This window comes from Janthinobacterium sp. SUN073 (assembly GCF_030397665.1).
Taxonomy (GTDB): domain Bacteria; phylum Pseudomonadota; class Gammaproteobacteria; order Burkholderiales; family Burkholderiaceae_D; genus Janthinobacterium.
Map to the genome: position 1 here is coordinate 195,826 of NZ_JAPUBT010000002.1, position 15,246 is coordinate 211,071.

11 protein-coding genes are annotated in these 15,246 nt (G+C 63.9%); 9 read left to right on the top strand and 2 right to left on the bottom strand.

Going from position 1 to position 15,246, the window contains the following annotated elements:
* Positions 1 to 12: 12 nt before the first annotated feature.
* Positions 13 to 921 (bottom strand): LysR family transcriptional regulator, encoded by a 909-nt coding sequence (locus O0882_RS08805; protein ID WP_289947089.1) that lies wholly within the window; start codon positions 919 to 921, stop codon positions 13 to 15.
* A gap of 103 nt (positions 922 to 1,024) precedes the next feature.
* On the opposite strand from O0882_RS08805, the gene O0882_RS08810 reads away from it, so the two are divergent.
* From O0882_RS08810 to O0882_RS08850, 9 genes are all read left to right on the top strand, one after another.
* Positions 1,025 to 1,483: a CidA/LrgA family protein gene (locus O0882_RS08810; RefSeq protein ID WP_289947091.1), complete on the top strand. Its 459-nt coding sequence runs from the start codon at positions 1,025 to 1,027 to the stop codon at positions 1,481 to 1,483.
* Complete coding sequence (locus tag O0882_RS08815; RefSeq protein WP_289947093.1) at positions 1,480 to 2,169, top strand: LrgB family protein; 690 nt, start codon at positions 1,480 to 1,482, stop codon at positions 2,167 to 2,169. Before O0882_RS08810 ends, O0882_RS08815 begins: the two co-directional genes overlap by 4 nt.
* A gap of 66 nt (positions 2,170 to 2,235) precedes the next feature.
* Positions 2,236 to 3,327: a tRNA 2-selenouridine(34) synthase MnmH gene (gene mnmH / locus O0882_RS08820; protein ID WP_289947095.1), complete on the top strand. Its 1,092-nt coding sequence runs from the start codon at positions 2,236 to 2,238 to the stop codon at positions 3,325 to 3,327.
* 45 nt (positions 3,328 to 3,372) lie between these two features.
* On the top strand, positions 3,373 to 4,428 hold the full coding sequence (gene selD, locus O0882_RS08825; RefSeq protein ID WP_289947097.1) for a selenide, water dikinase SelD: 1,056 nt from the start codon (positions 3,373 to 3,375) through the stop codon (positions 4,426 to 4,428).
* 26 nt (positions 4,429 to 4,454) lie between these two features.
* Entirely contained in the window at positions 4,455 to 5,324 is an 870-nt protein-coding gene (locus O0882_RS08830) for a putative selenate ABC transporter substrate-binding protein (RefSeq protein ID WP_289947101.1), read from the top strand.
* Between the two features lie 100 nt (positions 5,325 to 5,424).
* On the top strand, positions 5,425 to 6,237 hold the full coding sequence (locus tag O0882_RS08835; protein WP_289947103.1) for an ATP-binding cassette domain-containing protein: 813 nt from the start codon (positions 5,425 to 5,427) through the stop codon (positions 6,235 to 6,237).
* An 11-nt stretch (positions 6,238 to 6,248) separates the two neighbouring features.
* Positions 6,249 to 7,061, top strand: a complete 813-nt coding sequence (locus tag O0882_RS08840) for an ABC transporter permease (protein WP_289947104.1) — start codon at positions 6,249 to 6,251, stop codon at positions 7,059 to 7,061.
* A complete protein-coding gene (gene phnE, locus O0882_RS08845; RefSeq protein ID WP_289947106.1) occupies positions 7,058 to 7,858 on the top strand; it encodes a phosphonate ABC transporter, permease protein PhnE in 801 nt (266 codons plus the stop codon). The genes O0882_RS08840 and phnE overlap by 4 nt, the downstream gene beginning before the upstream one ends.
* Positions 7,859 to 7,885: 27 nt before the next feature.
* Positions 7,886 to 8,251 (top strand): hypothetical protein, encoded by a 366-nt coding sequence (locus tag O0882_RS08850; protein ID WP_289947108.1) that lies wholly within the window; start codon positions 7,886 to 7,888, stop codon positions 8,249 to 8,251.
* Between the two features lie 35 nt (positions 8,252 to 8,286).
* Here the strand turns inward: O0882_RS08850 and O0882_RS08855 are convergent, their stop codons facing one another.
* Positions 8,287 to 15,246: a YDG domain-containing protein gene (locus O0882_RS08855; RefSeq protein WP_289947110.1), complete on the bottom strand. Its 6,960-nt coding sequence runs from the start codon at positions 15,244 to 15,246 to the stop codon at positions 8,287 to 8,289.

Here is a 15,246-nt window from a genome sequence, read left to right on the forward strand (position 1 = left end):
GTTGGGAGTCGCCTATTGTAAACGTGCCGCGTCCGCCATGTGCGCCCTGACGAGGTCCAGCCAGGCGCGTGCCGCGAACGACAGCCGCCCGCCGCGGCGCCAGGCCAGCATCAGATTCCACTCCACGGGCGGGCCGGCCAGGGGAATCACGGCAAACTGCGCGGCATCAAGCGTGTCGCAATACATCTTCGGCAGCAGACAGATGCCCACGCCCAGCCGCACCAGCGAGGCAATAAAGTCCCACTGGCCGCTGCGGCCCGTGATGCGCGGCGCGAAACCGGCGCGCTGGCAAGCGTCCAGCACGATGTCGTTCAGGGCAAACGCGGCGCCATAGAAAATGAAGGGACTGTCGGCCAGCTCGGCCAGGGCCACGGAAGCGCGTCCCTGCCACGGCGAGCCGGGCGCAGCCAGCAGGCACAGCGGTGAGCGCACGAGGGGCAGCGCCTCGAAATCCTGCCAGGTGGCCGCATTGCCCGGATAGTCGAGCATGGTGCCCAGTTCCACCGTGCCGGTGCGCAAGTCGCGCTCGATCGCTTGCGTGCCGCTTTCATACATCTTCAGTTCGATGCCCGGATAGCGCTGATGGTATTCGGCCAGCCACGGCGCCAGCGTGGAATGCGTCTGCGGCGACACGCCGACGCGCAATTCTCCCCGCTCAAGGTGTTGCAGGTCGCGCAATTCCACCTTCAGTTCCGCGTGCAGGGCCAGCAGCTCATGCGCACGCGACAACACCACCTTGCCCGCGTCCGTCAAGGTAAAACGCTTGCCGGCGCGGTCCAGCAAGGCCAGGTCCAGCGACTGTTCCAGCTGGGCAATCATCTTGCTGACGGTGGGCTGCGTCACGTGCAGCTTGTTTGCTGCGCGCGTAAAACTATTCTGCTCAACCACTTCGACGAAGTAGCGCAGGGAGCGGATATCCATGATGCATTCCAATATCGAATGATAATCATGAGTTTAAGTCATTTTATCTTTTGATGTGGGGTCACTACAATGAAACCTTCCCCCAGCCGTTTGAAAGCCTGCCGTGAAAGCCTTGCACTGTTCCACCGCCGCCCTGCCCTCCCTCCCCGTCTGGCGCCAACCCGCGCAGACCGCGTGGCAAGTGGGCGTGCTGATTGCCGCCTGGTGGTTGGCCGACGAGGCCGCTTCCGCCCTGCACTTGCCGTTTTCCGGCGGCGTCGTCGGTCTGTTCGTGCTGGTGGCCCTGCTGCTGTCGGGCTGGGTGCGTCCGACCACCATCGAACTGGGCGCGAACTGGCTGCTGGCCAACATGCTGCTGTTCTTTATCCCGCTGGTGGTATCCGTGGTGCAATTTACGCAACTATTGAAATCGCAAGGTCTGATGCTGTTCGTGAATATTGGCCTGGGCTTTGCCAGCGTGATGCTGGCCACGGCGTTGACGGTGGAATGGGTGTGCCGCTATGAACGCAAGTTGCGTCTGAATAAGCTGCTGCGCCAGCGCGCAGCCAGGGCGCAAGCATGAGTACCCTGGCCTTGTCCCTGCTGTTTTTGCTGCTGACCCTGGTCTTGTTCTACGCCAACCAGGCCGTGCACCGCCGCCATCCGCATTTCTTGCTGACGCCCGCCATCTGCACCTCGGCGATACTGATCGTCATCGTGCAGGCGACCTCGACGCCGTTCGCCACGTATTTCGGCGAGACGCGCTGGCTGCCATGGCTGCTGGGGCCGGCCACCGTCGCCTTCGCCCTGCCCATCTTCCAGGAGCGCAAGCTGATCCGCAAGCATTGGCTGGCCTTGTCGCTGGGCAGCTGCGCCGGCATCGTGGCATCGGTGGCCGCCACCCTGCTGCTGGACCGGGTATTTGGCGTGCACGGCGACATGGCGCGCAGCCTGCTGGCGCGTTCCGTCTCGACGCCGTTCGCGCTGGAAGCGTCGCGCCACATGGGCGGCTCGGCCCAGCTGACGGGCATCTTCGTGGTGATGACGGGCTTGTTCGGCTTGATGCTGGGCAAACCGCTGCTGAAACTGCTGCCCTTGCGCATGCGCATCGCCCGTGGCGCCCCGTATGGTGCGGCCGCGCACGGCTTTGGCCTGTCCGTGGCGCGCCGGGTCGGTACGGAAGAAGGCGCCGTGGCCAGCCTGACGATGATTTTTTCGGGCGTCGTGACGGTGCTGCTGGCGCCGCTGCTGGGGCATCTGCTGGGCTAAACCGCCACGCCAGGGGCGTTTATCGGGGATAATACGTCTTTCCCCATTGCCAGCACCCGCGCCACGATGAAATACCCTGCAGTCCTGCCTTTCAGCGACATCCTGCCCCGCTTGCATGAGTTCGATGCCATCATCGACGTGCGCAGCCCGTCCGAGTTCGCGGAAGACCATTTGCCGGGCGCCATCAACCTGCCCGTGCTGGACGACGAGCAGCGCGTGCGCGTCGGCACGCTGTACAAGCAGACCAGCGCCTTCGAAGCGAAGAAGCTGGGCGCGGCGCTGATCGCGAAAAATATCGCGCGGCATATCGAAGACGGTTTTATCGCGCATCCGCACTCCTGGTCCCCGCTCGTGTATTGCTGGCGCGGCGGCAACCGCAGCGGCGCCATGGCGCACATCCTGGCGCGCATCGGCTGGCCAGTCACGCAGCTCGACGGCGGCTACAAGGATTACCGGCGCCACGTGAACGCCGAGCTGGCCACCCTGCCCGAACGCTTCGACTTCATCAACGTGCTGTGCGGCCCCACGGGCAGCGGCAAGAGCCGTTTGCTGCAAGTGCTGCACAAACAAGGCGCACAGGTGATCGACCTGGAAGACCTGGCGGCCCACCGCGGCTCCGTGCTGGGCGGCTTGCCGGACGCGGACCAGCCCTCGCAAAAGGCGTTTGAAAGCGCGCTGTGGCAGCAGTTGCGCCATTTCGACCCTACGCTCCCCGTGTTCATCGAGTCCGAAAGCAAGAAAGTGGGCCGGCTGCGCGTGCCCGACGCGCTGATGGAGAAAATGCGCGCGGCCGCATGCACCGACGTGCGCCTGGACATTGGGGAGCGTGTGCAATTGCTGATGCAGGATTACGAACATTTCGTCGGCGACCCGACGCGCCTGAACGTGCAGCTGGCCCTGTTGACGCAGCTGCATGGCAAGGAGAAAATTGCCCACTGGCAGCAACTGGCCACGGCGGGCCGCATGGCCGAGCTGGTGGAAGAGTTGCTGGTCCAGCATTACGACCCCGTCTACCGGCAATCGATCGCCCGCAACTTCAGCCGCTACGCCCAGGCGACGCCGCTGGTCTTGCCCGATATTTCAGAACATGCCTTTGAGCAAGCCGCGCACGCATTATGTGCTATCGTCGGCGAACCCCGTACCGCCAGCGCCGCGTGAACGCTGGCGCCGCCTTTCATACTTTTTTTCAGCAGGATGACGACCATGTCCGATAGCATTCCCACCCCCATCCGATTGACCGAATTTGCCCATGGCGGCGGCTGCGGCTGCAAAATTGCGCCCGGCGTGCTGGCCGATATTTTAAAGGGCAGCGGCGGCTTTCCCCTGCCGAAAGAATTACTGGTCGGCATAGAAACCTCGGATGACGCGGCCGTCTACCAGCTCAACGACGAGCAAGCGCTGATCGCCACGACGGATTTCTTCATGCCCATCGTCGATGACCCGTTCGACTTTGGCCGCATCGCCGCCACCAACGCCATTTCCGACGTGTACGCCATGGGCGGCACACCCATCATGGCGCTGGCCCTGGTGGGCATGCCGATCAACAAGCTGCCGGTGGAAACCATCGGCCTCATCTTGAAAGGCGGCGAAACCATCTGCGCCCAGGCCGGCATCCCCATCGCGGGCGGCCACACCATCGATTCCGTCGAGCCGATCTATGGCCTGGTCGTGCTGGGCCTGGTCCACCCCTCGCAGGTGAAACGCAACGCGGGTGCGCGCGCCGGCGACAAACTGGTATTGGGCAAACCGATCGGCGTGGGCATCCTCTCGGCCGCGCTGAAGAAAAATGCGCTGGACGCGGACGGCTACACGTCCTTGATCGACAACACCACCAAATTGAATACCCCGGGCAAGAAGCTGGCCTTGCTCGATGGCGTGCATGCGCTGACGGATGTGACGGGCTTCGGCTTGCTGGGCCACACCCTGGAACTGGCGCGCGGCGCCAAGTTGCAAGCCCGCATCGCCATGGCTGACGTGCCGCTGCTGCCGCAAGTGCAGCAACTGGCGCAGAATGGCAACATCACGGGTGCTTCCGGCCGCAACTGGCAGGGGTACGGCGCACAAGTGGCGCTGGCCGACAGCCTCAGTGCCATCGACAAGGCGATCCTGACGGACCCGCAAACGGCCGGCCCTCTGCTGGTGGCCTGTGCGCCGGAAGCCGTCGAGCAAGTGCTGGCGATTTTCCGCGCCGAAGGCTTTGCCGACGCCGTCGTCATCGGCGAGATGCAGGATGGCAGTACCGGGGTTTCCGTATATTAATGAACAATTTTTTCAAAGGCAGTCCCATGATCACGTTCTCCAACAAATTCCCCGCCATCCTGGCCACCGTTGCGGCCACCTTGGCCATCCACAGCGGCCTGGCGCAGGCGCAGCAAGTGTTGCGCGTGTCGGCCATCCCCGACGAAGCGCCGACGGAATTGCAGCGCAAGTTCAAGCCGCTGGGCAGTTACCTGGAAAAGAAGCTGGGCATGAAGGTGGAATTTACGCCCGTCACCGACTACGCGGCGTCCGTGGAAGGCTTGATCAATCACAAGCTCGACATGGTCTGGTTCGGCGGTTTTACCTTCGTGCAAGCCAACGTGCGCAGCGGCGGCAAGATCGTGCCGCTGGTGCAGCGCGAGGAAGACACGAAATTCCGCTCCGTGTTCGTCACCACCAGCAAGGACATCAATCAATTGTCCGACCTGAAGGGCAAGAATTTCACGTTCGGCTCGGAATCGTCGACCTCCGGCCACTTGATGCCCCGTTACTACTTGCTGGCCGCCAAGATCAACCCGGACACGGACATGAAGCGCATCGCGTTTTCGGGCGCGCATGACGCCACCGTGGCGGCAGTGGCCGGCGGCAAGGTCGATGCGGGCACCTTGAACATTTCCGTGTGGGAAAAGCTGGTGGAAGCCAAAAAGGTCGACCCAGCCAAGGTGCGCGTGTTCTACACGACACCCGGCTACTATGATTACAACTGGAGCGTGCGCGCCGACATGAATCCCGTCGTGCGCAAGAAGCTGACGGACGCCTTCCTGGAGTTGGACCCATCCACGCCGGAAGGCAAGGAAATCCTGGACCTGCAGCGCGCCACGAAGTTCATCCCGACCAAGGCCGAGAATTACAAGGATATCGAAGCGGCTGCGCGCGATGCGAAGTTGTTGAAGTAGGCCCAACAGCAAAATCCGGGGTCGGACCCTCAGGGTCCGACCCCAGCCCTTGCTTTTGGGTTAACAATCGCGACACACCACCCCCACACCGAAACATCGCATGACATTCCAACTTCACAAGGTAAGCGTCCACCACGCGGGTGCCGCCGGCAATGCGCTGGCCCTGCGCGAGCTGGACCTGGACGTGGCCCAGGGTGAACAGATCGCCCTGATCGGCCCTTCCGGCGCCGGCAAGACCAGCCTGCTGCACACGCTGGCCTGCGCCCTGCGCCCGGAATCGGGCACATTAAGCGTCCTCGGCAGTTCCCCGTGGCTGATCGGCAGCGCCGCGCGCCATGCCTTGCGCGCGCGTCTGTTTTTGGCGCCGCAAACGCCGCCGCTGCCGCCGCGCCAGCGGGTCGTCAACGCCGTGCTGGCGGGCCGCTTGCCGCAATGGAGCTTGTGGACGGCCATCCGTTCCCTGCTGGCGCCCGTCGACCCGCGCGCCGCGTGGGAAGCATTAGGCAAATTCAACCTGCAGGACAAACTGTATGCGCGCGTCGACCGCCTGTCCGGCGGCGAACGCCAGCGCTGCGGCATGGCCCGCGCGCTGGTGTCGAATGCGCAAGTATTCCTCGTCGACGAACCCTTGTCCGCGCTCGACCCCACTCTGGCCCTGCAAACGATCCATGTGCTGCAGGCGGAAGCGACGGCGCGCAACGCCACCCTGATCTGCAGCCTGCACCAGGTGGACATCGCGCGCGCCTGTTTTACGCGCATCGTCGCCCTGCGCGACGGCCAGGTCGTCTTCGACTTGCCGGCTAGCGCGGTCAGCGACGCCATGATCACCGAACTGTACCGCAACAAGGCCGATCCCGCGCCGCAGTTCGAGGCCGTGGAGGCTAACTTGGACGCCGCGAGGCCGCTTTGCTGACGAGCACCGCCATGCCGCGCGATCCCGCCTGGCGCGGTCGCCTGACCGGCGCCGCCATCGTGCTGCTGGTGCTGTGGCCGATGCTGGTGCAGGCCGAATTCAAGCCGTGGATTTTATTCGATGCGCAAAGCCTGGCGGCCACCTGGCAATTCCTTGCCAGCTTCGTGCCGCCCGCTCACTCGCTGGAATTTTTGCAACTGGTGGCCATTTCCAGTTGGGAAACCATCGCCATGGCCACGGCCGGCATGGCGCTGGCCATGCTGGGGGCCATACCGCTGACCTTATTGGTGACGGAGCGATTGTCGATTTCACGCATCGGTTCCGGCCGGGTGTCGCCGCTGGCCGCCAGCGTGCGCCACAGTGTGCGCGCGGTGCTGGTGCTGCTGCGCAGCGTGCCGGAACTGGTGTGGGCCTTGCTATTGGTGCGCATCGTGGGCCTGGGGCCGACGGCCGGCGTGATCGCGATTGCCCTCACGTATTGCGGCATGCTGGGCAAGGTGTATGCGGAAATCCTCGAATCGTCGGATGCATCGGCCTGCAACGCCTTGTTGAACAACGGCAGCGGCCGCCTGAAAACCTTGCTGTACGGCGCCCTGCCCGAATCGGCCGCCGAACTGGTGTCATACACGATTTACCGCTGGGAGTGCGCGATCCGCGGTTCCGTCGTCATGGGTTTTGTCGGTGCGGGCGGCCTGGGCCAGCGCATGGATGAATCGATGAAGATGATGGCCGGCAATGAACTGGCCACCATGCTGATGGTGTTCGTGCTGCTGGTGGCGGGCGCCGATGCGGTCTCGGCCATGCTGCGCCGGAGGCTGGCATGAAGGGCGACACCGCCATGCTGCCGGTTTCCCCTCCCGTGCGCGGGTCCACCTGGGCCTTGCTGGCCGGCTTGCTGCTGCTGGTCGTCGCCAGCTTCGCCACCCTGCCCCTGAAATGGGGAGAATTTTTCAGTGCCGACGCCGTGCGCACGAGCGCCGACTTCCTGCACGGCTTCGCCCCGCCCGAGCTGTCCAGTCCTTTCCTGATAAAAGTCGGCGTGGCCACCTTTGAAACCCTGGCCATGTCGGCCATCGGTACGGTGATCGCCGCTCTGCTGGGTGCGCTGCTGGCCCTGCCCGCCAGCGGCCGTTTTGGCAAGCTGGCGCGCAACGCCACGCGCGCGGTGCTCAACGTGCTGCGCTCGATCCCCGAACTGGTGTGGGCCTCGATTTTGCTGATCGCCGCCGGCCTGGGCCCGTTCGCGGGCACCCTGGCACTGGCGCTGCATACGGTGGGCGTGCTGGGCCGTCTGTTTGCCGATGCGTTTGAAAATTGCCCGCCCCTGCCCGCCGCCGCCCTGCGCATCAATGGCGCGCGCCCTGCCGAGGCCTTTTTGTACGCGACCTTGCCGCAATGCGGGCCGCAGATGATGTCGTATACCCTGTACCGCTGGGAAAACAATATCCGCGCCGCCGCCATCCTCGGCGTCGTCGGTGCGGGCGGCCTGGGGCAGATGCTGAAATACCATTTGTCGCTGTTCCAGATGCAGGCCGCCGCCACCGTCATCGTCGCCATGTTGCTGATGGTGGCCGCCGTCGATGGCCTCAGCTATGTGCTGCGCCGCGCCATGACCCGCTGATTTTTTCACTTTTCACAAGGAATACCCATGTCAGGCTGGTGGACCATTATCTCGACAGAAACACCGGAACAGATGGCCGACCTGGCCAAGGTCAACAAGGACGCCATCCTGGCCACCTGGGAAGCGGGCTTGGGCGGCCTGGGCTGGATCACGCAACTGTGTGAACAAGGCAAGGCGACCCAGCTGAGCTGCAACGGCTTTCCGAACCGCTACACGGCGCTGGCATCGGACCTCACGCCGCTCCTGGCCAGCGGCATCGCCGAGGCGCAGGAAGGCGTTTCTCAGGAGGACAGCCCCGCCGGCTGGCCCGGCAGCATCACGCTGCACCGGGACCGCATCGCCGCTTGCCAGCCCGGCCAGCTATTGACGGTCGAGGTGTGGGACCAGTCCTGAGCGGAAAACCTGAGTCGGCCAGCAGCGCCCAGGCGCTATTTATCCGTGCCCTCCGCCAGGACCAGGATCCAGCGTTTCCCATTGATCATGATTTTCACTTCGAACGGCAGCGCGCCGGCAGGTGCGGCCGAGACATCGAAACTGTGCGTCTGCGCAACGTAGCGCAACCATGCCGGCAGAGGCGCGTCATCGGTCCTGCTGATGCGCACCGACGCGCGCGGGTCTGACAGGGCCGCCGTCAATGGCGCCGGCAAGGCAAAGCTGAAAGCGTCACCCTTGCTCACCATATCTTTGGGAATCGACACGCTCACCATGCCCGGCTGCCCATCCGACAACGGACGCACCAGCGACACCGTGATAGCGCTGTTGCGCTGTCCGTCGGCGATCCGGCCACCCGGCACAGGCGCTTGCAGCGTCAACGGCGATGCCGCCGAGGTCGGTGCCGGAACGACAGGCACGGTGACCGGCAGTTGCGGCACCCGGGTCGGCTCGACGCCTGCGGCCAGGATGCTGGCAATGGTGCTGGTGCTGGTGTTTTGCAAGCTGTAGTTGGCGGCATCGCTCCCCGCGATGCTGATCCCCGTGACCGTGACCGGCTTATTGCTGCCCACATCGGCACTGGCGAAGCTGGCCGCGCCATCGGCGAGCGTCAGCAGATCGCCGGCAATGCGGTTATCCGCCAGCACGACCATCGCGGCGACGGTTCCATCGAATTGCCGGTCGATCCCTGTGGCGCCCACGGTGAGCGCGCGCGGCGTGATATTGGCCGTGGTGGTCAGTCCCGTGCCGCCCAGGACATAGTTGGCGGCATCGGCGCCGCTGGCCGCGACATTGCTGACGTTCATAGTCTTGCCCACACCAGCATTCTTGTCCGCGAAACTGGCATTGCCGGTCAGCGTCAACAGATCACCCGCCACCCGGTTGTCCGCCAGTATCGCGCTGCCGTCCGTGCCGCCGTTGTAGATACGGTTTACGCCGCTTGCGCTGACCGTCAAGGCCCGCGCCGTGATGTCAGCCGTGGTCGTGGTCGAGGTATTGTAGGCATAGTTGGCCGCGTCGGTGCCGGCGACCTCGATGCCCGTCACGCTGATGGCCTTTGCCGTGCCCACGTTCTTGTCGGAAAATGTCGCCGCTTCGTCGGTGACGCTCAGCACATCGCCAGCAACCCGGTCGTCGGCCAGGGCGACCGTCGCGTTGCGGCTGCCGTCATACACGCGATTGGCGCCGCTGGCACTGACCTTGAGCATGCGCGGCGTGATATCGGCATGGGCAAGGGCCGTGGTATTTTCCAGAGTGTAATTTCCGCCGTCACTACCACCCATGCTGATGCCGCTCACATTGACCGTTTTGCCGACGCCGACATTCTTGTCCAGGAAATTGGCCGATGCATAGCTAAAGCTCAGCACGTCACCGGTGACGACGCTGTCGTCCGGGGTCAGGTTGGCAATATCGGCCGTGCCGCCGTCATACACGCGATTGGTCCCGCTGGCAAAGACGGCCAGTGAACGCGGCGTGATGTTGGCGTGGGTCGTCGCCGTGGAGCTGTCGAGACTGTAATTGCCCGCATCGGCGCCGCCGATACTGATGCCGCTCACGTTGACGGTTTTGCCGGTGCCGACATTTTTATTCAGGAAATTGGCGGTGCTGTAAGAATAAGTCAGCTGGTCGCCGAACACGATGCTGTCGTCCGGCGTCAAGGTCACGGCATCGCCGGTGCCGCCGTTATAGACGCGGTTGCTTCCGCTGGCGAACACTTGCAGGGCACGCGGGGTGATGTTGGCTGTCGTGGCGGCAGTCGTGCTGGCCAGGCTATAGTTGCCGGCATCCAGGCCGCCGATGCTGATGCCGCTCACATTGACGGTCTTGCCATTGCCCACGTTTTTGTCGAGGAAGTTGGCTGATGTGTACGAATACGTCAGCGCGTCGCCGAACACGACGCTGTCGTCCGGGGTCAGGTTGGCAATATCGACCGTGCCGCCGTTGTAGACGCGATTGGTCCCGCTGGCAAAGACGGCCAGTGGGCGCGGCGTGATGTTGGCGGTCGTGGCGGCAGTCGTGCTGGCCAGCGCATAGTTGCCCGCATCCAGGCCGCCGATGCTGATGCCGCTCACATTGACGGTCTTGCCATTGCCCACGTTCTTGTCGAGGAAGTTGGCTGACGTATACGAATACGTCAGCGCGTCGCCGAACACGACGCTGTCGTCCGGTGTCAGGTTGGCAATATCGACCGTGCCGCCGTTGTAGACGCGATTGGTCCCGCTGGCGAACACCGCCAGGGAGCGCGGCGTGATGTTGGCGTGGGTCGTCGCCGTGGAGCTGTCGAGACTGTAATTGCCCGCATCCGCGCCGCCGATACTGATGCCGCCCACGTTGACGGTCTTGCCGGTGCCGACATTTTTATTCAGGAAATTGGCGGTGCTGTAAGAATAAGTCAGCTGGTCGCCGAACACGACGCTGTCGTCCGGCGTCAAGGTGGCCAGCGCGGTGGTGGTGCCGTTGTAAACACGGTTGCCTGCATTGGCGAACACGCTCAACGGCCGCGCCGTGATATTCGCCTGCGTCGTGGCGCTCGTGCTGCCGATGGCATAGTTGCCCGCATCGGCGCCGCCCAGGCTGATTCCCGTCACGTTGACGGTCTTGCCGATGCCGACATTTTTATTCAAGAAGTTGGCGGCGCCGTAAGAATACGTCAACTGGTCGCCGAACACGATGCTGTCGTCCGGCGTCAAGGTCACGGCATCGCCGGTGCCGCCGTTATAGACGCGGTTGCTTCCGCTGGCGAACACTTGCAGGGCACGCGGGGTGATGTTGGCTGTCGTGGCGACAGTCGTGCTGGCCAGGCTATAGTTGCCGGCATCCAGGCCGCCGATGCTGATGCCGCTCACATTGACGGTCTTGCCATTGCCCACGTTCTTGTCGAGGAAGTTGGCCGACGTATACGAATACGTCAGCGCATCGCCGAACACGACGCTGTCGTCCGGTGTCAGGTTGGCGATATCGACCGTGCCGCCGTTGTAGACGCGATTGGTCCCGCTGGCGAACACCGCCAGGGAGCGCGGCGTGATGTTGGCGTGGGTCGTCGCCGTGGAGCTGTCGAGACTGTAATTGCCCGCATCCGCGCCGCCGATACTGATGCCGCCCACGTTGACGGTCTTGCCGGTGCCGACATTTTTATTCAGGAAATTGGCGGTGCTGTAAGAATAAGTCAGCTGGTCGCCGAACACGACGCTGTCGTCCGGCGTCAAGGTGGCCAGCGCGGTGGTGGTGCCGTTGTAAACACGGTTGCTTGCATTGGCGAACACGCTCAACGGCCGCGTCGTGATATTCGCCTGCGTCGTTGCGCTCGTGCTGCCGATGGCGTAGTTGCCCGCATCGGCGCCGCCCAGGCTGATTCCCGTCACGTTGACGGTCTTGCCGGTGCCCACGTTCTTGTCGAGGAAGTTGGCTGACGTATACGAATACGTCAGCGCGTCGCCGAACACGACGCTGTCGTCCGGGGTCAGGTTGGCAATTTCGACCGTACCGCCGTTGTAGACGCGATTGGTCCCGCTGGCAAAGACGGCCAGTGGGCGCGGCGTGATGTTGGCGGTCGTGGCGGCAGTCGTGCTGGCCAGCGCATAGTTGCCCGCATCCAGGCCGCCGATGCTGATGCCGGCCACATTGACGGTCTTGCCATTGCCCACGTTCTTGTCGAGGAAGTTGGCCGACGTATACGAATATGTCAGCGCGTCGCCGAACACGACGCTGTCGTCCGGCGTCAGGTTGGCAATATCTGCCGTGCCGCCGTTGTAGACGCGATTGGTCCCGCTGGCAAAGACGACCAGGGAGCGCGGCGTGATGGTGCCTGTGCCGCTGGCGCCCGTGAGCGTGTAGTTGGTATCGAGCGCGCTGCTGCCGGTCAGGGTCAACCCTCCCAGCCCAAGCGCCTGGGCTCCCGCACTGACATTCTTGCTCGCGACCGAGGCGCTGCCCGTCAAGCCGCAGGCGCTCAGGCCGCCACTGCAATCTGAACCGACCAGATTGGTGACCTGCATAACGTTACTGCCCATCACGGTGCCGCCGTTGTATTCGCGCGTGGCGACCAGGCCCAGCGGCCGTTTGAACACCGTGTAGCTCAGCCCTGCATCGGCGAGGAAAACGTAGTCTCCCGCGTTGACGCCGCCCAGGAGCAGGCCCGAGTTATAGATAATCTGATAGTGCCCCGCATTCGATCCGACGCTGGGCGCGCCGCCAAACAAGGCGCTGCCGCTGACGTCCAATCCAAGGGCGGCAATGCCATTCGCGTCCAGCAGCGTGGAGCCATTGAACAGGCTATAGGTAAACGTACCGACGAGGTCGCCGTAGATGTTGCTGCTCTGGCTGCTGTTCACGTGCACGCTCAACTGCTTGGCAATCGTGCAGTTGGCGAACGCGGTCAGGCAGGGGTAGCCGTTGTTGACGCTGGCCTTGATCTGCCACACGGGCGCCGAAGAAAAATTCCAGCCGGCGCCGGTGAAGGTGCCCATGGCTTTCATTTCGGCAGTAGTCTTGCCCGTGCCACCACGGCTGGCCGCCTGGCCGCTGGTCTGGGTATCCCAGAAGCTGTTGCTAATGACGGACGGCGAGTTCTCGCCATCGACCGTCAGCGTGCCGACCAGGCCGCCCACACTGGTGTTGCCATTGTTGATAGTCACGGCGCCCACGGCATAGCTGTTGCTGATGTTCGAACCGTTCTCGCCCACCAGGCCGCCGACATTGGTGTTGCCGTTGACCGCGCCCGTGGCATAGGTATTGATGATGTTGCTGCCGCTGCCGCCCGCCTGTTGGTTCAGGCCGACCAGGCCACCGACGGTCTGACTGCCAGTGACGTTGCCGCTGGCGTAGCTGCTGCTGATGGTGCCGAAGTAATTGACGCCGGCCAGCCCGCCGATGAATGCCGTGGTGCCCGTGACATTGCCGCTGGCGTAGCTGTTTGTCGTTTGCCCGCCGAACATTCTCCCAACCAGTCCACCCACGTTCGTGGTGCCCGAAATAGTGCCGCCGGCATAGCTGTTGGTAATGATCCCGGCCTGGCTTTCGCCCACCAGGCCACCCGTGTTATTAAACCCGGTAACGTTCATGGTCGAGAAACTGTTGCTGATGGTGCCCCAGCTCCGGCCCACCATGCCGGATGCGTATTGTGCCCCGTTGACCGTGCCGCCGACGATGCCAAGATTGCGTAGCTGAACCGTATTGTCGCCATACAGGCTGGCGAACAAGGACGACTGGTTGTTGATCGTTGGCGCGATGATGACGTGACCGAGGCCATCGAATGCGCCCCAGGAGATGGAAAACTGCTGCATGCCGATGGCGCCACTGGCATTCCAGGCAGCGGTCGACGTGGCGTCGATGTCGCTGCCCAGCGCGTAGAAGGCGTTCTGGCTTGCCTGCACGCCCTGCAAGGTGCCCGGCGTCATATCGTTGCGGTCGGCGCCCAGGCTGTTGATGACCGTATAAATCTGATTTTTGATCGTCAAGGTACCGCTGCCGGCGAAATTGACTTTCCCCTTGAAGGTGTTGCCGGCGCCAAATGACGTGTTGACCTTGCCTGCCGTCGGCTCGAGATCGAGGCTGGCCGTGCCGCTCGCCGTCATCACCGCATTGATATTGACGTCATTGGTGGCCGTCAGGGTCAGCTTGTTGGCGCTCCAGGTGATGGCATCATTGACGGTGACATTGCCGTCGCTGCCGCCGCCGTTGGTGCTGGCAATGGCGACATCGGCGGTCGCCAGGTTGCTGCTCAGGGTGGCGCCGCTGATATCACCGCCGCTGGCGGCAATCGTAAAGCCGTCCGGATCGAGCAGCCATCGGCCAGATTTGCCGTGCGCGGCGCGCGCGTCGACGCGGGTGGCGTCGCGGATGGTCAGGTGGCTGGCGGAGGTTTCGATGAAGCCGCCGTCGCCGCCGCTGTCGCCGCCGCGCGCACTGAAGCTGCCGCTGACATCGGTGCGGCTGGCCGCATTGGCCAGGTCCGCGATCAGGGTCACCGTGCCGCCCCGCCCCGCGCTGCCGGGCGCCGCGTTGGCGCTGATGCTGCCGCTGGCACTGATCTGGTCGGACGCCGTGAGCATGATGCGCCCGCCATCGTTGCTCAAGCCGTTTGCCTCCAGCGCGCCGGTGTTGTTGATCACGCCGCCCATCAGGCGATTGGCCGCCTGGGCCGACATGATGATGGTGCCGCCGGGAGCCAGCACCGCCTGCCGGTTCTCGACCAGGGCGGCGATCGCGGATGGCGTGACGACCACGCCGGCCAGGGTATTGCTGTCGCCGAACTGCAGCTTGATCTGCTCGCCCGATGCCAGCGCCACGGTGCCGGCGCGGGCCATGATCAGGCCATAATTGCGCACTTCCGGCGCCAGCAAGGCGATATAGCCGCCCAGCGCCGCGTGCAAGCTCCCCTCATTGATGACGCTGCCCGTCGCGCCCGCGCGGGAAAACGTGTTCATGCCCGCCATGAAATCGGCGCTCGACATATTGTGGGTGGTGGCCACCAGTCCGCCCACATCGACCGACGCGGAGGGACTGAAATAAACGCCATTCGGGTTACTCAGGAACACCTGGCCGTTCGAGGTGATGCGGCCGAAAATCTGGCTCGGTTGCGCATCGAGTACCCGGTTCAAGGTGACGGCACTGGCCGAAGGCTGGGCGAAATTGACGCTGGCTTTGGCGCCGAGATTGAACGTCTGCCAGTCGATCGCCCCGCGCGCCGTGCCCTGCTGGATGTTCATCGCCGCGCCATTCTGCGTGATCACGACCTGGCCGCCAACGACCTTAGCGCCGGCCGGTAACTCGGTCGGCGCCGGCGGCGCCGCGAAGGCGGCCATGCTGGCGCCAAGACCGAGCGCCGCGCACGCCGGAGCGAGCAAGGTGCGGCCGCTGCGCTTGCCTTTACCCCTGGCGTTTTCCGCCACGGCGACCCAGGCGCCAAGAATCTCGCTCCAGATCAAGCGATAAATATGGTTCATGGACGCGTGCAT

Bases quoted from the DNA above. Each gene is read 5' to 3' on its own strand.
- O0882_RS08805 (WP_289947089.1), bottom strand. From the start codon at position 921: ATGGATATCCGCTCCCTGCGCTACTTCGTCGAAGTGGTTGAGCAGAAT.
- O0882_RS08815 (WP_289947093.1), top strand. From the start codon at position 1,480: ATGAGTACCCTGGCCTTGTCCCTGCTGTTTTTGCTGCTGACCCTGGTC.
- mnmH (WP_289947095.1), top strand. From the start codon at position 2,236: ATGAAATACCCTGCAGTCCTGCCTTTCAGCGACATCCTGCCCCGCTTG.
- selD (WP_289947097.1), top strand. From the start codon at position 3,373: ATGTCCGATAGCATTCCCACCCCCATCCGATTGACCGAATTTGCCCAT.
- O0882_RS08830 (WP_289947101.1), top strand. From the start codon at position 4,455: ATGATCACGTTCTCCAACAAATTCCCCGCCATCCTGGCCACCGTTGCG.
- O0882_RS08835 (WP_289947103.1), top strand. From the start codon at position 5,425: ATGACATTCCAACTTCACAAGGTAAGCGTCCACCACGCGGGTGCCGCC.
- O0882_RS08840 (WP_289947104.1), top strand. From the start codon at position 6,249: ATGCCGCGCGATCCCGCCTGGCGCGGTCGCCTGACCGGCGCCGCCATC.
- phnE (WP_289947106.1), top strand. From the start codon at position 7,058: ATGAAGGGCGACACCGCCATGCTGCCGGTTTCCCCTCCCGTGCGCGGG.
- O0882_RS08850 (WP_289947108.1), top strand. From the start codon at position 7,886: ATGTCAGGCTGGTGGACCATTATCTCGACAGAAACACCGGAACAGATG.
- O0882_RS08855 (WP_289947110.1), bottom strand. From the start codon at position 15,246: ATGCACGCGTCCATGAACCATATTTATCGCTTGATCTGGAGCGAGATT.